This window comes from Lacibacter sp. H407 (assembly GCF_037892605.1).
Classification (GTDB): domain Bacteria; phylum Bacteroidota; class Bacteroidia; order Chitinophagales; family Chitinophagaceae; genus Lacibacter.
This window is the reverse complement of record NZ_JBBKTU010000001.1, coordinates 885,179-905,835: the sequence shown is the minus strand read 5'-3', so window position 1 is coordinate 905,835 and position 20,657 is coordinate 885,179. Positions and strand designations below refer to the sequence as shown.

The following is a 20,657-nucleotide window of genomic DNA, read 5'->3' as shown; positions in this document are numbered from 1 at the left end:
CGCAGCAATTATTTTACAACAGCAATTACATCATTTTTTAAAAATACTCTCGCCTTTTCCAATTCAGTTCTGCCGGCATTGGGAGAGCTGGCTACTGTAAGCAATTGCTTGTAATAGTAGTTTGCTTTTCCGGCATCGCCAGATAACTCGCTTGCCAATCCTGCACCATACAATGCATTGAAGCGGTTAGGGTGCGTTTTTAAATTTGCTTCATAAGCTGCCAAAGCTTCCTTCGGTTTATTCATCAGCAGTAACATATCCGCCATTGATTCTTTTGCAGGTATAATTTCACCGGGCGTAACGGGACTTTTTCCTGTTTTATCTTCCAGCTCAACAGCAGTTGTTATTTGAATTAAGGCTTCATTTGTTTTTCCTTCTTTAAAAAGTATCCACGCTTCGCCTGTTTTTTGTTGTATCAACACCTGGTTTGCTTTGTACACATCTTTTTCAGCGATCAATAAGTGACGCATACTGTCAAGAATTTTCAATTCAGTTTTTGCTGCATCAAGTTTGTTTGTATGAACAGCGCCCATCAACCGTGTAAAATGAATGATCGCTTTTTGCCAGGGAAATTTTTGCCAGGGAAAATCAATTGGATGCATCTTCATGTCAGCTGCTTCTTTCCATAATTTATTTTCGAGATAGTAACGTGCAGGAATAGCCGCAAAGGCATAAGCATCTTTAAAATTTACCGGGTACACTTCTTTAATGGTGTTAAGGTAATCGAATTGCTGTTTGGCTAAACCCGTTTCGCCCCGCTGCAGGTAAGCATAAACAATATAATCCATGCCATGCAGTTCTTCATCCCAATGACCTTTAATGCCGGCTGTTTCAGCATAGCATTTTGCAGAAGATGTTGAAACAAGATTTGATTGAATACATTCATTCCAAAGCCCGAGTCTTGTAAAAATATGCGAAGGCATATGTTGTGCATGTGCCGAAGAAGGAGCGATGGCTGCATATTTCCTTGCTGCCGGTAATGCCAATGATGCAAGCTCAGGATAATCGTAGGTGTGAATAATGTAATGTACAATGCCGGGATGATTTGGTTCGCCGGGAAATAATGCGGTTAATATTTCGCCGGCTTTCCGTTGTTTGATATATGTTTTATCAGCAGGATCTGCTGCACCTACAAGAGCTAATGCATAAAATGCTGCAACTTCTTTATCGGTTGGGTAAGTAGCATAAACTTTCTCCATTGCCTGTTCAAAACTGAGTGTGCGTGTACGATGATCGATTGTATTCCAGTCTTTGTAAAAAGTGGCAATGGCATTAATATAATCTGTTTCTTTTTTTGATTTATTCTTTAACGCTTGTGCAATCAGGATCGCTTTTGTTCCTTTCTGCAACTCGGCTTGAGTTGGTGGCGAAGGCCACACCTGGTGATAATTGCTCATAGCCACTCCCCAATATGCCATGGCACAGGTTGGTTCTTGTTCAATCACTTTTGCAAACACTTTTTCTGCTTCATCATATTCAAATGAATGTAACAGCGCAATTGCAAGATCAAAGTCTTCTTTGGTTTTCGGCGAACAGGAAGTAATAAACTGAACAGTACCGAATTGTTCATCAGCAGGGCCGCACAAAACAACATTGCCACGTTTGAGATTTATCTCGTTGATTTCTTCTTTTGATGGAGAAGTACTTCTTTCTTTACATGCCGCAAACAATAACAACAATAGCCCAAAGCTAATTTTCGGAATACCTTGAAATAAACTGTTCATTACTATCGGAGTTTAAAACTACTATATAGCTTCTGTGATATTGCTGATAAAATTCTCAAGCAACATATAAGGTACAACCTATCAGTTACAAGTTAGCAGTTATTTTACCAGCGATTCTGTACTGTTGTTGAGTCATCTATGTCAGGAACAGAAATGAGTCTATCAGCTGTATACAATTAAACGAAGCAATTCCAATGCAACCGCATATGTTTAAGTTACCCTGCAATTGATATACCGATCAACTTACCTATGCCGAAGGTGATAGCTGCAGCAATTAAACCAAACAACACCTGCCGGAAACCGGAGAACCAAACATTTCGTCCGGTGAATAATGTAATAGCAGCGCCGATCAGGAATAAACCCAATGCACTCACTGCAACACTGATGCCAATAGCAGCAGTGCCTGTGGTAAACATAAACGGCGCAACAGGTATGATGGCGCCAATGGCAAATAAGATGAATGAATAAACAGCTGCTTCAACTGCTGATCCTTTTAATTCTTCAGCATCAATGCCTAATTCTTCTTTCACTAACAGATCGTGTGCCTTTGTTTTATCTTTCATCAGTTCATCTGCCAGTATGTAAGCCTGTTGTTCATCAATTCCTTTTGCCATATAGATCAAGGCAATTTCTTTTTTCTCTCCTTCGGGATTTGTTTCCAGCTCTTCCATTTCCAGTTGCATCTGGTTTTCATACAACTCCTGCGAACTTTTTACAGAGATCCATTCGCCCAATGCCATCGATAACGCTCCGGCCAATAATCCTGCAAGACCTGCCAGTAAAACGCCCTCCTGACCATGTGTAGCACCAGCAATACCCATTACCAGACTGAAGTTGGAAACCAACCCATCATTACCTCCTAACACCGCTGCACGAATGGCATTGCCGCCAACAGAACGATGTCGTTTTTCAAACCGTGAAATTTGTTTGCCGGATACTTCAACTTCTTTTTCTAAAATGGAGCGGAGGATTTTTACATGCGTTGTTTCGCTTCCGGTAATAGCTTCTTTGTTTTTCTTTTTGGTTTGAACGATTGCGTTGGAAATACTTTTCTCTGTATCCATCACTGCACCCAATACGTAATCGTAACCAAATACTTTACCGATCAGATTTAAGGTTTTTGCCCGCCAAGACGGTTTAGGAAGAAATGATGCATCGATCTTTTCTTTGGCAGCAAACGCAACGGCATGGCTGTTTTCAATTTCACTCATTTGCCTGAACACGTTGGCGATAACCGGATCGTCTTCATGTGTTGCCAGCTTTTGATAAAGAAAAGCAGCATCTATTTCGGTTTGAATATTTTTCAGGTTCATAGCTTGAATATAAATAGTTGGAACAAAATAAGCAATATACTCCCGGATTACTATGACCTTGATCGTGATGTGGGCTGATGAATACCAGCATCGGTTAATTTCATCAAAAAACAACGAAACGGTTTATTACATTGCAGGAACGTTCATCCCAAAAATCAGTTCTATGCCCCGTCGTTGTACACTTTTCCTCTTGATTCTTATTGCTGCCGGTTCGCTTTCTGCACAAAGTGGCGATGCAGGCAAAGTATATGGTTTCATCAATCAATACAATGCCGATGCGCAAATGCTGCAACGGAAATATGTGATCAAACATTCGCCGGAATATTTCAACCGTATGAAAGGTTTTTATACTGATTGGCTGGAGCGTTTAAAGAAACAACCCTTTTCTACTTATACAACTAGTGATAAGGTCGATTATTTATTGTTGAAACGAAATATTCAAAAAGATCAATCGCAATTGTTAGCCGATGAACAGCAATACACATCGCTGCTGCCGGTTATTCCATTTGCCAAACACATCACTTCGTTTGAAGAAAAACGCAGAGTAGGGCAACAACAACCCGGTAAAGAAGTGGCGCAATCTTTTATACAGTTGAAAGAGGAAGTGCTGCAAAACATGAAGCAGCTCGAAACAGGTACTGACTTATCAGCTCAACAATTTCAACTGGCTTCTGTAACAGTAAGCGATCTGCGCAGGGCGTTCAACGAAGCGTTTAAATTTTATGATGGATATGATCCGCAGTTTACCAGCAATGCAAAGCCATCTTATCTCGAAGCAGACACAACACTTGGTACCTACATTGCGTGGTTAAAGAAAAAAGCAAAAGCGGTGCAACAGAAAGATGATGGCAGCGGCATCATTGGCAATCCCATTGGCAGAGAAGCACTCATTCGTGATCTGCAATATGAAATGATCCCGTACACACCCGAACAGATACAGGCCATTGCCATGCAGGAATTTGCCTGGTGTGATAAAGAAATGTTGAAAGCATCGCAGCAGATGGGTTTTGGAACCAACTGGAAGGCGGCATTGGAAAAAGTAAAAACAAACTATGTAGAGATCGGTAAGCAACCGGAGCTGGCGAAATTTCTGGCTGATGAAGCCATTCAGTTTATTGAACAACGACAACTGGTAACTATTCCTGAAATGGCGAAAGAAGGATGGAGTATGCGGATGCTTACGCCTGCTGAACAAAAATTTGCACCGTTCTTTTTAGGTGGTGCACAGATATTAATTGCTTACCCAACAGAAGATATGAATGAAGCGGATCGGATGATGACGATGCGTGGCAACAACCGTCATTTCTCAAGAGCGGTGGTGCATCATGAATTAATTCCCGGTCATAACCTGCAGTATTATATGAACAGCCGATACAAACCTTACCGTAACCCGTTCCGCACCTCTTTCTGGGGCGAAGGTTGGGCGCTTTGGTGGGAGATGCTGTTGTGGGATAATAATTTTGCCAGCACACCTGAAGATAAGATCGGCATGTTGTTCTGGCGCATGCACCGTTGTGCACGCATTATTTTTTCAATTAACTATCACACAAATAAATGGACGCCGAAACAGTGTATTGATTTTTTAGTGGATCGTGTTGGGCACGAACCTGCTAATGCAGAAGCAGAAGTGCGCCGTTCCTTTGCAAGCACTTACGGACCGTTGTACCAGGTAAGTTATATGCTGGGCGGCTTGCAGTTTAAAGCATTGCACAAAGAATTGGTGGGCAGTGGTAAAATGACGAACAAAGTTTTTCACGACCGGATATTACAAGAGAACAGTATGCCGATTGAAATGGTACGTGCTGTGCTCATCAATCAACCATTAAAAGAAAATCATGTAACGGGTTGGAAGTTTGCGGGGGAGATGAAGTAGTGTGCTACTTGTAAAATCACGCCGAGGTTGGTGTCCTCACCAACCGTAAGATAGAAATCGCAAGTGTCTCGTTTGCGTTAAGCTGCGCTCAAAAATGAGAGTTCAACCACATTGTATCGTTTGCTTTTGTTGTATAATTCCAGAGTGTTTCATCGTCGATGTTTCCTTTATAAAATATACGGTTATTTTCTTTTTTAAAGCTAATGTTATAGTACGAAAACACTTTCTCTATATTTTCTTGATGTTTTTCAGTAAGAGAGTATGGGCATTTTAAAAAGCTGCTGCCGCTAAAACAGGTAGGAACATATTCTGTAAAGCCACTGCCAATACAGGAATGGAATAATAGGATGAATGCAATAAGCGTAGAAGTATAGTTTTTCATTGATTTAAACTGCAAGACTCTTTGCCCTTATGTGTGTTCTTAATTTATTTAAAGATAAGAAATGTAAATAAGCTGCCATCGTTTGGTGCTATGAGGCTGTCCGAGAATATTTTTTTTAGCGGTTATTTTACGACAAAGCAAACTCATTCTCTCACCGCTACCGCAATTTTCGAATCAGCCGTTCCATAATACAAAAACCATTTGTTCTTAAAATAAACTAATCCTTCTACAAAACACACTTCGTTTACTTCGCCCACACGTTCGTAGTCTTTATCAGGACGAATAAAATTGGAATCAGTACGGCTGATGAGCTTCCACGGCTCCTCTTTATCAAACAATGCTTGTCCGGCAGCGTAGGTAAACTTCGGCATACTACTGTCACTGAAGTTAGCAGCATTACTTCCGTTGTAAATTAAAAGAATGCCATCGTTTTGCAGCAATGGATGCGGCCCGGGTTCTACCAACCTGCTGTCGAAATAACCCATACGTGGATGTAACACTGTGATCATCTTTTTGCTTTCTTCATTTTCTGCAACGGTCCAGTGAATCAAATCATCAGACGATGCCATGAACAAATCTGTATCGCCGAAATACATCCAGTACTTTCCATTGATCTTTGTAGCTACGATCTTCTCTCCGTTTTGCTTGGCAACAATAGCTCCCGATTTCGACCACACATCTTTGTACTTCTCATTATTCAATACCAAACCATGTTTGGTCCAGCTGCGCAGATCTTTTGATGTAGCCAAACAAAGCCTGGCTGTTTTACCGTCGTACGAAGTGTAAGTAAGTATGTAGGTGCCGTCTTCGCTTTCCACCACCCGTGGATCTTCCACACCACCTTTCCATTCATAGATCTTCATGCTGTCGTTATCGGGAAAGAAAACCGGCTGCGGCAGTTTTGTGAAATGCAAACCATCATCACTTACAGCAAGACCAAGACGTGAAGTCATATGCCTGTCCTGTGCACGATAGAGCAGATACACTTTTCCATCTCTTACAACAGCTGATGGATTGAGCACATTCCGTTCTTCCCAGTTGACGGTTTGTTTGCTCACGGGGCAATTGAATTGTTGTGTTGAATCGGGCTGCAGTATAGGGTTGAGGCTATCCACTTTTACAAAGTTGAGCATGGCCCAACTGTTGGTTGTTGGTTCTTTTGTTTGTTCAGTACAACTGTAAAGAAGAATAGTGAAAAGGAAAATGAAAACCTTGTTCATGCCGGCAAGTTTATTGGAAGATAGGAAAAATGTGGGTAGGGATTTCTGTGGGTTCCGGTTTCGATAGCGCAAGCGTCTCGCTTGTGCTTACATAGAATTTTTTTTCTCGTCATTCAATATCTTCTCTGCCCACGATAGTGTTTCTGCAAAGCTTTCCTTTTCATATTTATAAAAAGCTTCTTCAAGTCTTGTTATTGTTTTATCTGATAATAGCCAGCTTCTAAGTTCAAGAATATGATCACTTTTATTATGAAAGCCGGGAATTACACCTTTATCAAAAATATTTGCTCTTTCATTAAAAATGAATTTTGCCAGGTGTAGCGTAGCGTTTTTATCGTTATTGTTTTGCCACTCCTCTAAAAGATCGCTGAAGCTTGGATAGAAATGAGCAATGGAGGAAAAATAGTCCATAAAAAAGAAGTCTGTTTTGTCAGGGTCTTCTTTTATTAAACAGGCCCACAACTGGAGCATGTATTGATGAATTGCTTTTATTTCTGATTCATTCCAGCTGTTCCAGTGTCCGTATTCGAGTTTATCAAAAACTATCCAGATTTCGTACGGTGTATTAAATTCTGCAGTTAACTCAAGTATCCTTGGTAAGAAGTGCTTATAATCGTTAACATCTCCCCAGGTTGTCATTGCTTTCCCTGCAAAACGTGACAGGTCAGATGCAGAGAGTTCTTTCAATTGATTAGACAGCAGTTCCCGGTTCCACATTTCGAGGTTATCGTAATTTGAACTTCCTTGCATGGCAGAGTTGCCGGGATATTTGGCAAAAACCTCGTAAAGCTTTTCAATTGCATTCTGTAGTTGAGAGCTCATCAATACGATTAAATATTTTTATTATTGCTTGTGTTCATAGTGATTCTAAAGATAGGAAATGTAAATAGCCCGCTGTCGTTGTGTGTTATCACCAACGACACATGTATATAGATGGCTTTGATTTGTTATAATTGATACGGTTGGTCAGGAGACGCAATCTTGGCGTATTTTCTCGAAAATATTCCAACACATCATGCTACGGAAAGCTGAATGTTCAAGGATACTTTTCTTTCATATACTTAAGAGAATTTTTGATCATCTTTTTTAAAATACTTGTATCAACATCTTCAAGTCGTTTAAAATAGATACAGGCCTTTGCTACTTTATGTTTTCCGAATTGTTGCAACAATTCTTCCCGTTGATCAAACCCGGAGGAAAGATAGAGTGAGAACTCAGCCTTGCGTGGCGAAAAACCAATTAAGGGTGCATCTCCTTCATGACCGCTTTCATAAACATAATGATAGCTGCCAAAACCGATAATGGATGGCCCCCACATTTTTGGCTCAAATCCTGATTCTTTCTGCATCAACTCAACAAGTGCCAATGCATCTTTTTGTTTTTGCTGATCGGGAACAGCAGCAATAAACTTAAAAACATCGCTTGTTGTTTCTTTTGTTTTTACCTGGTATTTTGCCATGGGATGAGTTTGTTAGGCTTTTTTTAAACAATAAATAATGTTATTTGAATTATCAGGATCTGTTTTGCCCGGCATGAGTTTAAAACAAAATTTCTCTAATAACTTTCTTGAAGAAAGATTTTCTGAATGAGTAAAGGCCTCTACGGTTTCTATATTTAATTCTGTAAAAGCAACGTTTATGATTTCATGCAGAGCACTTGTCATGATGCCTTTGCCTTGAAACTCGGGTAAAAGTTCATAGCCAACTTCCGCATATTTTTTTTCTTTATTGATATTCCATAGGCAGATAGTGCCTGCAACTTCATTAGTTGGGAGACTTTCAATGATAAAATAAAACGGGTTTGGGTCAGCATTTCTTAGCTCTATAAATTTTTCGACATCTGATAAATTTTTGGGTAAGTCTCTTTCAATAAACTTGTTTACAATGGGATGGGTGCGTAAGTAATAAAGCTTTGCAGCATCTGATTTTTCAGGAGCTCTTAATTTTACTTTGTCTGTATGTAATTCAGTTTTCACTCTTTACTTTTCTTGTGTTCAGTTGCTCAAAACTGGTTTGAAGTTAATGAAATGTATGAAGCCCGCCGTCGTTGGGTGTTATCACCAAAGACACATGCATATAGCCGGGTTTGATTTGTGAAAACTTATGCGGTTGGTCGGGAGACACAACCTCGGCGTGTTTTTCTATGAAATACCAACAGGTACAAAAACGGCGAAAAAACCGCTGTTAGCAGCATTACTCTGAGTTTCTTTCTTTAATGTAAACTCCCGGTGGCAGGTTTTGGGGCGGTTGCGGAATATTTGGGTTCTTCTTTCTAAACTGATTTATTTCTTTTCGTTTTTTCTCTAAAGCGGTTGGGTCTTTAATAAAAATATCCACAATCTTTGAGGAAACGTCGCCTTTCAAAAAGAATAGCTCAAAAAGATAAAAGCGTCCGTCTTCGTTGTAATAAATTACTTGGTCAATATTGAAACTGTCTTTATAATTTTTGTAAGAGGTCTGAAATAGAACTTTTGTTTTCACTTTTATTTTCTTTATATCCTTTGAAAGCTTTTCAAGCTGCTTGGTTTTAGCTTTACGGTCAGTCTCTGATATGAACGTAAAGTAAGCGATTGCCTTGTGTACTTTTTGCTGTTCCAGAAAAGAAGTGACATTTTTTGTCACACTCAAATTGACTGTGTCAATCGGATCTGGCTTGTCAACTCCAATTCTTAATTGCGCAGATAACGAAGAATGAATAAGTGTAGAAATAGCAATAGTGACGAGAAATTTCAAGTGATCTTTTTGCATAGGAAAGACTGTTTATTTACTCCTACCGATCAGGGCTTTTACAGGTTGGGAATTAGTATTCCGTCTGCCCACAACCGCTGCTGATTGAAAATATGTTGATGAAGTTAAGTACAAAAGCTGATAGTAATTCGTCGGCTGGAACTGAAGCTGAGATTTGCAATGAGCTGATGTTACAAAGTCAAGCCCAACTTGCATAAAACCCAATGTTGCCTGCCGTTTTACTTCGTGCTGTTACCTGTGTCAATATCAAGAATAAAGTCTGTCCAACCATCTGGTGGGTCTATTTGTTCACTTCCATATATTTTTCCATTCTCAACTTTATTGATAATTATTCCATCAAGTCCAATGTTGTTGTTATGCCATTTTATTTGTCCGTACTTTGTCAAACAATAAATGCCTGAATTATAAGCAACTAATAAATGCTCGTCTGAAATCGTAAATCCGTCAAAGTAACCATTGAAGTCTATAAAAAGTACAACACTTTTTGTTGATAAGTCATACAAATATAAAAAGCCACTTAGTCCAACCGCAACAAATCTGTAAAATTTTATTGCTTCTTTTTTGTAAGAACAAGAGTAGGAATATCGAAGGTCAAGTATAGCTAATGGATTTTCTGTTTTATAAATTGTCAACCTGTCCAACAACTTTGATTTTGTCAAGTCGCCAAAAGAAATTACTTGGCAATCTATGTCAGCACTTATCGTTTCGTTGAAAACTAATCTATAATCATTGTCATTCGTTGAATAGTCCGAACTATCAGTGACAACTTCAATAGAATTTGTCTTGTCGTTTGTTTTATGTCTGTTGAATAAATTAAATTTCATTTCAGTTTGTAATGGTGGTCGTCGAAAATGGCAGGTAACTCTTAAATATATGCACCTCCTTGTAAAATTCTTTCTGATAGCCAATGCTTATTTATACAAGAGCGAATTTAATTTTCCCCCTCCACAAACCGATACCCAACGCCTCTTGCCGAATGGAAATAAACCGGGTTACGGCTGTCTTCTTCAAAATACTTACGGAAGTTGAGGATGAAATTGTCGATGGTACGTGTTGTAGGATAAACGTTGTAACCCCAAACAACCTGCAGAATTTTTTCACGGGTCACCACTTCGTTCTTGTTTTCAATGAGCAGTTGCAGGAGCATGTTTTCTTTTTTGCTCAGCTGAATTGTTTCGCCTTTAAAGTTGACGGCCTCTTGCGCTTTAAAATCAATATGGTTATTGCCGAAGCCGTAGCTTTCGCCAATGGTATCTTTATCCTGTATCTTTTTGTTTTTCTCGATCAGCTTTTCAACACGCAACAACAACTCTTCGAGATTAAAAGGTTTGGTGAGGTAATCATCGGCACCTTTCTTTAAACCCAGCACCCGGTCGTGTGAGGTATTCTTGGCACTCAACATCAAAATGGGCACATCGTTCTTACGTATGCGGATACTTTCGGTTGCACTGATACCATCCATCTCGGGCATCATCACATCCATAATAATGAGATCGAAATATTCATTCTCCACAGCTTTAAGAGCAGCCACACCATCACCGGCCGTCGTTACTTCATAACCTTCCAGTTCAAGATTTAATTTCAAAGCATCGAGTAAATGCTCTTCATCTTCCACGATTAAAATTGATGCTTTGTTTGTGGCCGACATATGTGTAGTGTTTAAAACTGAATTACAAAAATACTTCCACGTGGGGTATTGTTCATCACAAATATGTCACCATTGTGATCGGTAATGATCTTGCGGGTAAGGTACAAGCCAAGCCCGGTACCTTTTGCTTTGCGTGTGTTTTCGTTACCGCTGCGGTAGAATTTTTCAAATATCTTCTGTTTCTCTTCGTCGGGCACGCCCATTCCCTCGTCACTTACTTTGATCTGTGTTGTATCGTTATCATCCATCAGATCAATATACACCGGGCTTTCCTTGGGAGCATACTTCAACGCATTATCAATGAGATTGCTCAGAGCGATCTGGATCAGCAATTCATCGCCTTCAATGTACAGATCTTTATCGGCACTGGCTTCAATACGCCGGCCCGGATAGCGGTTCTTATAATCGCTCACTACGGTTTCCACCACATCGGCCAGATTTACTTCTTCATGCTCCCGTTGAAAATTCTTTTCTTCCATTTGTGAAGCAAGGAGAATATTATTGGTGAGAATATTTAACCGGTTGGTTTCGCTCAAAGCACTCAACAATAGTTTCTGTTGTTGTACTTCATCCAGTTTACGACGTAATACCGTTTCAATGCTGAGACGTGTAGTGGCGATGGGGGTTTTTAGTTCATGCGTAATGGCCATCATAAAATTCTGCTGCAGGGCCGATACTTCAATTTGTTTACGGATGGAGCGATACACAAACACGGCACCTGCGAGGATCAATGCAAGAAAAGCAACACCTTCACCTATAAATTTTGCTGATTGTCTTTTCTGGAATTGCAGTGCTTCATTGCGTAGCAGATCGTACTGCGGATCGTCCAATTTCAATTGGGCCAGTTTCAAAGCAGTCATATCAGCGCTTTGTCGTTCCAAAGAGATAAACCACCACACCAAGGCAGCCACTACATAAATGAGAAGGATCCAGAACCAGAAGGAGAAATTGCGGAAACTATATACTTTGTTGGTATAAGCCATTACTGTTTTGCTTTTTCAATACGCACACCGGCATTCATTACATGTAACAACGGATTATCACGCATTGTTTGCTGCAGCCGGATGGTATAGTTGCCCTGTTTTGTAAAACGGAGATCGTTGAACAATGGATAACGCACTTCCCAGATATCGCTCATCCCGGTACCGATCCATTCGCCGTTTTGATTTTGAAGGGTTAGTTCAAAGCGTTCTTTCTGAAACGTACTGTCGCCGGGTTGGCGGGTAGAAATATAGAGCCAGATATTTTTATATGCATACGCATCGGTATGTCGCAACGTTACAAATACATTGTAGGGCGTAACGGTATCGGTAATTGTAAAATTGATCTCGGGTTGCAGGCTGTAGCTCCATTCGTGTTTCGGGATCTCCGCATTTTTTTCAAATGTATCCATGGTGCTGCAACCGGCAAGCAAGATCACTGCCAGTAAACAACTGAGAAAAATACTTTGTGTAAGGGTCTTCAATACGGGGAAAGGTTTCAAGCGAATATTTTTACAAATGTAAATACCTGAGCAAACAAAATCCAAAGAAAACATGAAAGGAAAAAGAGACAAGGTAAAAGGCATAAGGTACAAGGTGTAAGCTACAACTCACAAATCCCAGCTCCTAATTCCCAAATCTTAACTCCTGCTACAGGAATAGTACCCTGTCAAACCGGGTCTCTTGAATTAAAGAATATTCAACACCTGTTCTTTTGCTTTTTCCAGTTCATCTTTCATTAATACCACCAGCTTTTGAATACCTGAATCGTAGGCCTTGGCACCGGTTGTATTTATTTCACGTCCAATTTCCTGCAATACAAAGCCCAGCTTTTTACCTTTTGAATCGTCGTTTTCTTTGAGGATGTTGAGGAAATAATCGCAGTGATTGCGGAGGCGCACCTGCTCTTCGCTGATGTCGATCTTTTCAATATAGTAGATCATTTCCTGTTCGAGTCTGTTGGCATCGTAGTTCTCTTTGCCCAATTGTTCTTCCATTTTGCGACGCAGCTCTTCTTTCATTTTATGCTGACGCAACGGTTCCAGTTCAGAAATTTTTTCCTGGTAGGCGAGTATATTATTAATACGTTCGATGAGATCTTTTTCTAAAGCCGCACCTTCCAGCAGGCGATGCTTGTTAATAGCATTGATCGCATTTTGAAGCGTTTGCTTAAACTGCCCGTATTGCTCTTCACTTAAAATATCAGTGTTGGGTACCACCACATCCGGTAAACGTAACATGGCAGCCAATACATATTCACTCAACCCGATATTTAAATCATCGGCCACTTCTTTCAATGGTTGAAAATAAGCTTTCGCCATTTCTTTATTGATGGTGATAGCGCCATTGCCTCCATTTTGCTTTAATAAAATATTGCAATCGATCGTACCACGCATTAGTTGTTCCGACAACATGGTGCGGATGGCAAACTCGTATGGTTTTAATAAGGGAGTAATTTTTAAATTGAGTTCAAACTGTTTTCCGTTGAGAGATTTTATTTCAACCAGGAAGGTCTTATCGCCGGCAGCTTCTTCGGTTCTTCCAAAACCGGTCATTGATTTAAGCATAGCTTATTTTTCAGCAATGTAAAGAATTTCAGTTGTTCCAACTGATTTTATTAAGAATCGTAAAAACAGGCATTTTGCAGAAACTGATTTTTATAAAATGAACTGGATCGAAAACAGGAGAGTTGTTGTTGTGATGCGTAAAACTGTGGAAGAAGATCGCTTCTGCAAAAGCGGAATTGTATAAAACTAAAAAGCCCGGAAGACACCGAGCTTTTATGATGGATGGGTTAGTAAGTACCAGGAAATTTCTTTCCCTTCACAATATTAAAAATAATTTCTCCGATATAAAAAATTTTTCAAAAATATTTTATGCACATTTTAATTTTGTCTGTGGAAAAGGGTTATGGAATTTTAGCATCTTTTGCGGTTGATGTGTTTCGTTTTTTTTGAAAACAAGTAAACAGTAAAACAGGAAATTGATTTTTATAGTTTTTATTGTTTCGCTGTAACATAGTGTTGGCAATAGTTTCAGCGTTGTTGTTTTTGTTGTGCTGTTTGTTTTAAAAAGTAACGTACCTGTTTTTTTGATTTGAAAAAGCAGAAAGAGCCAGCTGTTTTTTTACGATCAGCAACCAAAAAAAGGCTCAAAAAAAAGTTTAAAAATTTTTATCCAGAACCTTGTTTTTACCCCGAAAAAACCCAAAACGGATTCATTTGAACGTAATACTCGGGCAAACACAAACCATATTACCTTTGGTGAAAATCAGTTTATGAAGTTTCCTTCACCGGTTCCGGTACAATGGATTGCAGAATTAATCAACGCAACAGTTACTGGAAATACAAATGGGCTTGCAACAGGAATCAACGAAATACATAAAGTTGAAACCGGTGATCTGGTATTTGTAGATCATCCCAAGTACTACGATAAGTGTATTCACTCAGCTGCAAGTTTTATAATCATCAATAAAGAAACGGATGTACCTGAAGGAAAAGCATTGCTGGTATGTGAGCAACCGTTTGAAGCATATCTCAAGATCGTTCGGCACTTTCGTCCGTTTGTTCCATCTGCAACTCTCATCAGCGATACAGCTGTAATTGGTGAAGGTACCGTTGTAATGCCCGGTGCCTTTGTTGGTAATCATGTAACCATTGGTAGCAATTGCGTTATACATCCCAACGTTTCTATTTACGATCATACAGTTATCGGTAACAATGTGATTCTGCATGCAGGTACTGTTATTGGCAGCGATGCATTTTATTTCAACACCAAAAAGAATCGTGATGTATGGTATAAAAAAATGGAAAGCTGCGGACGGGTTGTAATTGAAGACGATGTGGAAATGGGATCGTGCTGTACGATTGATAAAGGTGTAACGCATGATACGGTGATTGGACGTGGTACTAAATTCGATAACCAGGTGCATATTGGTCACGACAGTGTGATCGGCAAAAACTGTTTGTTTGCGGCACAGGTAGGCGTGGCCGGGGCTGTTGTAATTGAAGATGGTGTAGTATTGTGGGGACAGGCAGGTGTAAGCAAAACGTTGACCATTGGAGAAAATGCCGTGGTGTTTGCACAAAGTGGTGTGCCATCATCATTGGAAGGAAATAAATCGTACTTCGGTACACCGGTTGACGATGCATTGCAAAAGCGCAAAGAGTTGGTGTGGGTAAAACGTATTCCCGAAATATGGGAACGATTACTAAAGTTGGAATCGAAATAGAATCCACTTTTAAAATCTAAAACATACATTGGTTTTTGTGTTAGCTCACAGCTAAACGATCGCAGCTTTTTCCCTATTCTTCCGGCCAATAATCATACGGCAACTGATCGGCTAAATTTTTCCAGGCCCAGTAACCACTATTGATCACTTCCGTTTGTTCATAGAAAAAACCGTTTTCGGTAATTACAAATCCGTTTAGGAATTCAAGTGTTGAAAGTTGTTCTTTTGCCGAAGGAGGATATTTGTTGGCAACCAGATATTCTTTTTCCATGGGCGATAAGGTGTACACGATTCGGTATTTCCCAAAAAGGTTAATCTCTCTGTCAACACTATTGATCAGCACATATACCGCAGTATCGTAAGGATTTTCAAGTGTACTGATCTTGGGTTTGTTGGTCATGCTGTCGGTATAAACTTCTTCAATTACGAATCCGTTTTCAGCAAGTGTACTGTCGTAATAACAACGCATAAAATGCATGCGTGAACCGAGGTAAGCCTTTTCTCTGTTTTGCACCCAGATCGCTTTTTGTTCGGCTGTTGAATCCATCTCTGTATAAAATGCTACACCAACATAGGCGCTGAATTTTGTACCGTAATCATAAATAAATGAATCGAGCTGGTATTGAATTTTATAGCCCAACGCATAATTCAGTACTACTACTGGTTCTTCTGCTTTTACTTTTAATACATTGCGTTTACGGGAGAAGTAAAATTTTAATGCCTGCGGATTTTCAATGCTGCATTGTTTGGCAAATGGCGTGCTGCCGATAAAGTAATTCGAAAAATGAGATCCGTATTTTGTCCAGCCATCTTTTACTTCGCTGCTGGCCTGTATTACTACTTCTTCCAGTTTGTTTTCTTTCTTTTTTAAAACAATGGTGAGTTCATTGCTGTTATCCTGCGATGAACTGATACGCACACTTTCACTTTCAAAACCTGTGTAAGATATTACGAGATTATGCCCACCTGCAGGAACTTCTAACCGGAACTCACCTTCTTTATTGGTAATAGTTCCCTTGGTGGTATTTTGACAAAGCACCGATGCGTTTTCCATTGGAAGACGTGTACTGTCGTCGATCACTTTGCCTTTGATATAAAAATAGGATTGCGCTGAAACACAGAAGGAACAACAGGCAAGGATAATGGAGAGGATTGTTTTCATACGTGATCTTTCATTGAGCTTTAAAAATAAACAATTTTTGAGCCAACCATGAAATCTGTGCTCTTTAACTCATAAATAGCAACAACAACGCTGACCCAATCAAGGCCAATTCGATGAAAAACTGTACCCGTGGCTTTTCTTTAATAATGCGGGCGAATACAAAATGAACGAACATTCCTGTTACAGCAATTAGAAAAAGTGGTATTGCAATAAGTAATGCCCAGGATTCCGGATCGAAAAGATTTTCTACCGCAAGGAATAAACTGAATAATAATAAAAGCGAAGAGGTAATAAATAAGGGCGAATAATAAACTTTCATATCGATACAAAAGCGCCAACTATGTTAAACGATAAAATTCTTTCAGCCACTTACTCGTTCGCTCAATCGTTTCATCAATTGGCGTAAACCTGAAATCGGGTAATGCAGCTAATACTTTCGATGAATCGTAATAGGTTCTTACTTGTGCAGTGCTGGCTGTTTCTTTGGTGAGCAATGGTTCTTTGTTGCTGAACATGGCTTTGAGTGCTTCCATGCGCCACACCAATTCACCCATCCATGGTTTTGCAAAACGATTCGGCGGCCGTTTCCCCAATGCAGTTGCAATTTTGGTAAACAGTTCCTGAAAACTTAAGTGTGTATTGCTTAACAAAAATCGTTCGGCTGAAATGTCGCTGTGCATCAAACGGATCATAGCTTCGGCCACATCTTTTGCATCAACAAAACCTGTTCCGCCGGTTGTGTACCACGGAAACTGTTCCCACATTTTTTTAAAGATAGCAACTGATCCTGTTTCCCAATTTGATTCGCCTAATATCACCGATGGATTGACTATAGCTGCATTTAATCCTTCACCAATGCCACGCCACACTTCCAGTTCAGATAGGTATTTTGTTTTGCCGTAATGGGAATTGTTTGTCTCATCGGTCCATTCTGTTTTTTCAGTGATTTGTTCGCCTTGGCGCAAACGTCCAATGGCCGCCACCGAACTTACATGAATGAGTTTTTCAATATTATGTTCCAAAGAGAGATTGACAATATTTGCTGTGCCTTCAATATTGATCTTGTACATCTGCTGCCGGCGACTGGAATGATACGAGACTACGGCTGCACAATGATACACCTGCCTGCAACCTTGCATAGCTTCATCCAATACCGACGTATCTAACACATCACCTTTGATCCATTCGATCTGTTGCTTTTCTTCTTCCGTGAGTGTGAGTGGCATGGAGTTTCGTACCAATGCTTTGATGGGCCCTTGCTTTTGTTGCAACAACTGTTTTAATAAAGCCGAGCCAACTAAACCTGCGCCGCCGGTAACGAAAACCATGATGGAATGGATAATTTAATAATGGAAAATGTAAAATTAGGGGCTGCGTTCGATTATCAACTATCAATTATACAATTATCCGTTGTACTTGTAATAGCCCTCGCCGGTTTTGCGGCCAAGCTTATTTGATTCCACTTTTTCTTTTTGTATGGGTGATGGTTGTAAACGTTCAGGGTTACCTAACTGTTCATATACGCTGCAGCTTACAGCATAGTTGATATCGTTACCAATAAGATCCATGAGTTTGAACGGACCCATTTTAAAACCACTGGCTTCCATCAATGCATCCACCGTTGCAAAATCGGCAACGCCGTCCTCAACTAATTTTAATGATTCAATGTAATAAGGTCGGGCAACACGGTTTACGATAAAACCCGGTGCATCTTTGCAGATGACAGGTGTTTTGTTCATCTGCTTTGTTAACGCAATTAACTGTTCGATCACTTCTTCTTTGGTTTGATCGCCTTTTACCACTTCCACTAATTTCATGATCGTAGCGGGGTTGAAGAAATGCAAACCTGCCACCCGTTGTGGTTGCTGTATTGATTGTTGTAACAATGAAATGGAAAGAGAGGATGTGTTGCTGGCGAAAATTGTATCACTGTGATTGATCTCTGCCAGTTGATTGAACAAGGAAATTTTTGCTTCCGGTTTTTCAATGATAGCTTCAATGATCACATCAGCAATACAATTGTTGATATCACTGATGTATTGAAGATTGCCTTTTATAGTAGTGCGTTGTTGTTCCGTTATTTTTTCTTTTGAAACTAAACTATCCAGATTAGCATTGATGGAGATTTCTGCTTTTTGCAACACTTCTTTATTGAGATCAAACAGCAGTGTATAAATGCCGCTTTGTGCAGCAGCTTGTGCAATACCGCTGCCCATTGTTCCTGCACCGCAAACGCAAATTGAGTGAACCATGATTAAACATTAAGGGGTAAAGATAATTTCAGTAATTGAATTCCGCTTAGAAATGTATTAATTTGCATGACTCAAAATTTACATGTACTTCAGACTAACCTGCTTTTTATCCGCAGTTTTTTTCTGCATTTTTTCTACCGCCCAAACATCTGAGTGGTGGGAGCGTAACGTTCGATGGAATGGAGTAACACACTGGCGGCATTATATTCAATTCAGCCCTGCTCATCTTGGACCAAATGCATTGCCTGTTCCTTCTGTTACAAACGGAATAGCAGATAGCAATCATGCTGTAACTATCGCTGCTGCCGGGCACTTTATGCCGGGCGACCGTACATTCAATGCAGTGATAAGAGGCAATTACTCTATTGTAAAAAATAAAGTTTCGGTTGATGCGATGTGGGTGCCGTTAGAAACGTATCGAATGAGTCATGCATTAAAAGAAGAGCGGCATGTATTTTACCTTGCTTACAATAACCGCTCAGCAATAGGTGATGTTCACATGAATATTAATATACAGTTGCTCGATCCTTCTAAATATAAAAATACGCTTGCTGTGAGGGTGGGTTATCGTTATCCTACTTCTTCAAATGTAGCTTCTGCACGCATGACGGACGCACCCGGTTATTTCTTTGATGCATCAACAGGTGGTTCTTTTTCAAAAACTAATAAGTGGAGATACATGGCTATGGCCGGCTTCCTGGTTTGGCAGTTGAATAATGATATACCGCAGAATGATGCATTTCTTTTTGGAGCTGGCGTTGAATACAATCATAATAAGTTCCAACTGCAGACAACCGTGGCGGGTTATCTTGGATATCTTAACGATGGCGATAAACCTGTAGTTGGCCGTATAAAAGCAGGTACTGTAAAGCCAGGTTTAAACTGGCAGGTGCAGTTGCAGCAAGGTTTCCACGATTTCAGGTATAGCAGTATTGAAGTTGGAACAAAGTATGTGTTTAAAACAAAACAATAAAAAAGCAACAGGTAAAACTTTTGCCTTTTCAGTAAATTCATGAATGGGTTTGTTTACACTGCTCCCGTAAACTGTTTCAAAAACCGCACATCATTTTCACTGAACAAACGAATATCCTTGATGCCGTACTTCAGCAACGCAGGACGTTCGATGCCCATCCCAAATGCAAAGCCTGAATATTTATTACTGTCGATGCCGCAGTTCTCCAACACTTTCGGATGCACCATGCCGCAACCTAAAATTTCCAACCAACCGGTTTTTTTACAAACACTGCAACCTTCGCCATTGCACAATAAACAACTAATGTCCATTTCTGCACTTGGCTCAGTGAATGGAAAATATGAAGGACGGAAACGAACTTTCACATCTTTCCCAAACATTTCCTGTACAAAAAAGTAGAGTGTTTGTTTGAGATCGGCAAAGCTTACTTTCTCATCCACATACAATCCTTCGATCTGGTGAAAGAAGCAATGACTTCTTGCACTGATGGTTTCATTGCGATACACACGGCCGGGAGTAATAATGCGGATGGGTAATTTGCCTTTCTGCATTTCATGGATCTGCACATTGCTGGTATGTGTACGCAGCAACCACGCAGGATCGGTGCTGATATAAAACGTATCCTGCATGTCACGTGCCGGATGATTTTCCGGTAAATTAAGTGCTGTGAAGTTGTGAAAATCATCATCAATTTCCGGGCCTTCCGCAACGGCGAAGCCTAACCGCTGAAAAATATTCACCATGCGGTTACGCATTAAACTGATGGGGTGACGACTTCCAACGGGTAATGCATCGCCAGGCAAACTAAGATCGATGCCGGCGGCAGTATCTGTTTGTCCATCACCATTCAATGCTTTCCACTCTTCGTATTTTGCTTCGGCGAATTGTTTGAATTCGTTCATGCTCTGGCCAAACGCTTTCTTTTGTTCGTTCGCCACATTTTTCATTTCGCCCATGAGCGATTTCACCAAACCTTTGGTACCAAGAAATTTAATGCGGTATTCTTCCAGTGCTTTTGCACTGTCGATCTGCAATGCCTCAATTTCTTTCCGAAACGTTTCAATCTGTTGTAACACCTGTTCCATGCTGCAAAGATAAGGTCTCAACCACGATTTGGGAGGATTTTGCTGATGAAGAGGATTGAAAAAGAA

19 protein-coding genes are annotated in these 20,657 nt (G+C 40.0%); 3 read left to right on the top strand and 16 right to left on the bottom strand.

The genetic code is table 11. From position 1 onward, the window contains the following. Positions 1-8: 8 nt before the first annotated feature. Both WG989_RS03930 and WG989_RS03925 read right to left on the bottom strand, forming a co-directional pair. A complete protein-coding gene (locus WG989_RS03930) occupies positions 9-1,724 on the bottom strand; it encodes a tetratricopeptide repeat protein (RefSeq protein ID WP_340427511.1) in 1,716 nt (571 codons plus the stop codon). 215 nt (positions 1,725-1,939) lie between these two features. Beyond that, the gene (locus WG989_RS03925; protein ID WP_340427510.1) at positions 1,940-3,037 is read right to left on the bottom strand and encodes a VIT1/CCC1 transporter family protein; all 1,098 of its coding nucleotides are present in this window, start codon (positions 3,035-3,037) and stop codon (positions 1,940-1,942) included. Positions 3,038-3,089: 52 nt separating this feature from the next. Here WG989_RS03925 and WG989_RS03920 point away from each other — a divergent pair, with 52 nt between their 5' ends. Beyond that, positions 3,090-4,910, top strand: coding sequence for a DUF885 family protein (locus WG989_RS03920; RefSeq protein ID WP_340427509.1), 1,821 nt, complete (start codon positions 3,090-3,092; stop codon positions 4,908-4,910). A 525-nt stretch (positions 4,911-5,435) separates the two neighbouring features. On the opposite strand, the gene WG989_RS03915 is transcribed toward WG989_RS03920, so the two are convergent. The 10 genes from WG989_RS03915 to WG989_RS03870 all read right to left on the bottom strand — a co-directional run bounded on the left by WG989_RS03915 (position 5,436) and on the right by WG989_RS03870 (position 13,455). Next, positions 5,436-6,512, bottom strand: a complete 1,077-nt coding sequence (locus tag WG989_RS03915; RefSeq protein ID WP_340427508.1) for a glycoside hydrolase family 130 protein — start codon at positions 6,510-6,512, stop codon at positions 5,436-5,438. An 87-nt stretch (positions 6,513-6,599) separates the two neighbouring features. Further along, on the bottom strand, positions 6,600-7,334 hold the full coding sequence (locus WG989_RS03910) for a hypothetical protein (protein WP_340427507.1): 735 nt from the start codon (positions 7,332-7,334) through the stop codon (positions 6,600-6,602). A 214-nt stretch (positions 7,335-7,548) separates the two neighbouring features. After that, positions 7,549-7,971: a DUF1801 domain-containing protein gene (locus tag WG989_RS03905; RefSeq protein WP_340427506.1), complete on the bottom strand. Its 423-nt coding sequence runs from the start codon at positions 7,969-7,971 to the stop codon at positions 7,549-7,551. Positions 7,972-7,983: 12 nt separating this feature from the next. Then, positions 7,984-8,487 (bottom strand): GNAT family N-acetyltransferase, encoded by a 504-nt coding sequence (locus WG989_RS03900; RefSeq protein WP_340427505.1) that lies wholly within the window; start codon positions 8,485-8,487, stop codon positions 7,984-7,986. A 217-nt stretch (positions 8,488-8,704) separates the two neighbouring features. Continuing rightward, entirely contained in the window at positions 8,705-9,259 is a 555-nt protein-coding gene (locus WG989_RS03895; RefSeq protein ID WP_340427504.1) for a hypothetical protein, read from the bottom strand. A 218-nt stretch (positions 9,260-9,477) separates the two neighbouring features. Then, positions 9,478-10,083: a hypothetical protein gene (locus WG989_RS03890; protein ID WP_340427503.1), complete on the bottom strand. Its 606-nt coding sequence runs from the start codon at positions 10,081-10,083 to the stop codon at positions 9,478-9,480. Between the two features lie 107 nt (positions 10,084-10,190). Beyond that, the gene (locus WG989_RS03885; RefSeq protein ID WP_340427502.1) at positions 10,191-10,907 is read right to left on the bottom strand and encodes a response regulator transcription factor; all 717 of its coding nucleotides are present in this window, start codon (positions 10,905-10,907) and stop codon (positions 10,191-10,193) included. A gap of 11 nt (positions 10,908-10,918) precedes the next feature. Next, positions 10,919-11,890 (bottom strand): sensor histidine kinase, encoded by a 972-nt coding sequence (locus WG989_RS03880; RefSeq protein WP_340427501.1) that lies wholly within the window; start codon positions 11,888-11,890, stop codon positions 10,919-10,921. Beyond that, positions 11,890-12,390 (bottom strand): gliding motility lipoprotein GldH, encoded by a 501-nt coding sequence (locus tag WG989_RS03875; protein ID WP_340427498.1) that lies wholly within the window; start codon positions 12,388-12,390, stop codon positions 11,890-11,892. The genes WG989_RS03880 and WG989_RS03875 overlap by 1 nt, the downstream gene beginning before the upstream one ends. Positions 12,391-12,576: 186 nt before the next feature. Beyond that, positions 12,577-13,455, bottom strand: a complete 879-nt coding sequence (locus tag WG989_RS03870; protein ID WP_340427497.1) for a YicC/YloC family endoribonuclease — start codon at positions 13,453-13,455, stop codon at positions 12,577-12,579. A gap of 710 nt (positions 13,456-14,165) precedes the next feature. On the opposite strand from WG989_RS03870, the gene WG989_RS03865 reads away from it, so the two are divergent. After that, the gene (locus tag WG989_RS03865; RefSeq protein ID WP_340427496.1) at positions 14,166-15,119 is read left to right on the top strand and encodes a UDP-3-O-(3-hydroxymyristoyl)glucosamine N-acyltransferase; all 954 of its coding nucleotides are present in this window, start codon (positions 14,166-14,168) and stop codon (positions 15,117-15,119) included. Between the two features lie 73 nt (positions 15,120-15,192). Here the strand turns inward: WG989_RS03865 and WG989_RS03860 are convergent, their stop codons facing one another. The 3 genes from WG989_RS03860 to WG989_RS03850 form a co-directional block, all read right to left on the bottom strand. Continuing rightward, the gene (locus WG989_RS03860) at positions 15,193-16,281 is read right to left on the bottom strand and encodes a carboxypeptidase-like regulatory domain-containing protein (RefSeq protein WP_340427495.1); all 1,089 of its coding nucleotides are present in this window, start codon (positions 16,279-16,281) and stop codon (positions 15,193-15,195) included. Positions 16,282-16,619: 338 nt separating this feature from the next. Next, positions 16,620-17,609: an NAD-dependent epimerase/dehydratase family protein gene (locus tag WG989_RS03855; protein WP_340427494.1), complete on the bottom strand. Its 990-nt coding sequence runs from the start codon at positions 17,607-17,609 to the stop codon at positions 16,620-16,622. A 75-nt stretch (positions 17,610-17,684) separates the two neighbouring features. Further along, on the bottom strand, positions 17,685-18,533 hold the full coding sequence (locus WG989_RS03850; RefSeq protein ID WP_340427493.1) for a 3-hydroxyacyl-CoA dehydrogenase NAD-binding domain-containing protein: 849 nt from the start codon (positions 18,531-18,533) through the stop codon (positions 17,685-17,687). Positions 18,534-18,615: 82 nt separating this feature from the next. On the opposite strand from WG989_RS03850, the gene WG989_RS03845 reads away from it, so the two are divergent. Continuing rightward, positions 18,616-19,506, top strand: coding sequence for a hypothetical protein (locus tag WG989_RS03845; protein WP_340427491.1), 891 nt, complete (start codon positions 18,616-18,618; stop codon positions 19,504-19,506). A 53-nt stretch (positions 19,507-19,559) separates the two neighbouring features. Here the strand turns inward: WG989_RS03845 and pheS are convergent, their stop codons facing one another. Next, positions 19,560-20,591: a phenylalanine--tRNA ligase subunit alpha gene (gene pheS, locus WG989_RS03840; RefSeq protein WP_340427490.1), complete on the bottom strand. Its 1,032-nt coding sequence runs from the start codon at positions 20,589-20,591 to the stop codon at positions 19,560-19,562. Between the last annotated feature and the right edge of the window lie 66 nt (positions 20,592-20,657).

Excerpts from the sequence above, each read along its gene's own strand:
- WG989_RS03860 (WP_340427495.1), bottom strand. The coding sequence starts at position 16,281 with ATGAAAACAATCCTCTCCATTATCCTTGCCTGTTGTTCCTTCTGTGTT.
- WG989_RS03880 (WP_340427501.1), bottom strand. The coding sequence starts at position 11,890 with ATGGCTTATACCAACAAAGTATATAGTTTCCGCAATTTCTCCTTCTGG.
- WG989_RS03925 (WP_340427510.1), bottom strand. The coding sequence starts at position 3,037 with ATGAACCTGAAAAATATTCAAACCGAAATAGATGCTGCTTTTCTTTAT.
- WG989_RS03885 (WP_340427502.1), bottom strand. The coding sequence starts at position 10,907 with ATGTCGGCCACAAACAAAGCATCAATTTTAATCGTGGAAGATGAAGAG.
- WG989_RS03905 (WP_340427506.1), bottom strand. The coding sequence starts at position 7,971 with ATGGCAAAATACCAGGTAAAAACAAAAGAAACAACAAGCGATGTTTTT.
- WG989_RS03870 (WP_340427497.1), bottom strand. The coding sequence starts at position 13,455 with ATGCTTAAATCAATGACCGGTTTTGGAAGAACCGAAGAAGCTGCCGGC.
- WG989_RS03920 (WP_340427509.1), top strand. The coding sequence starts at position 3,090 with ATGACCTTGATCGTGATGTGGGCTGATGAATACCAGCATCGGTTAATT.
- WG989_RS03915 (WP_340427508.1), bottom strand. The coding sequence starts at position 6,512 with ATGAACAAGGTTTTCATTTTCCTTTTCACTATTCTTCTTTACAGTTGT.
- WG989_RS03855 (WP_340427494.1), bottom strand. The coding sequence starts at position 17,609 with ATGGTTTTCGTTACCGGCGGCGCAGGTTTAGTTGGCTCGGCTTTATTA.
- WG989_RS03910 (WP_340427507.1), bottom strand. The coding sequence starts at position 7,334 with ATGAGCTCTCAACTACAGAATGCAATTGAAAAGCTTTACGAGGTTTTT.
- WG989_RS03865 (WP_340427496.1), top strand. The coding sequence starts at position 14,166 with ATGAAGTTTCCTTCACCGGTTCCGGTACAATGGATTGCAGAATTAATC.
- WG989_RS03850 (WP_340427493.1), bottom strand. The coding sequence starts at position 18,533 with ATGGTTCACTCAATTTGCGTTTGCGGTGCAGGAACAATGGGCAGCGGT.
- WG989_RS03930 (WP_340427511.1), bottom strand. The coding sequence starts at position 1,724 with ATGAACAGTTTATTTCAAGGTATTCCGAAAATTAGCTTTGGGCTATTG.
- WG989_RS03890 (WP_340427503.1), bottom strand. The coding sequence starts at position 10,083 with ATGAAATTTAATTTATTCAACAGACATAAAACAAACGACAAGACAAAT.
- pheS (WP_340427490.1), bottom strand. The coding sequence starts at position 20,591 with ATGGAACAGGTGTTACAACAGATTGAAACGTTTCGGAAAGAAATTGAG.
- WG989_RS03895 (WP_340427504.1), bottom strand. The coding sequence starts at position 9,259 with ATGCAAAAAGATCACTTGAAATTTCTCGTCACTATTGCTATTTCTACA.
- WG989_RS03845 (WP_340427491.1), top strand. The coding sequence starts at position 18,616 with ATGTACTTCAGACTAACCTGCTTTTTATCCGCAGTTTTTTTCTGCATT.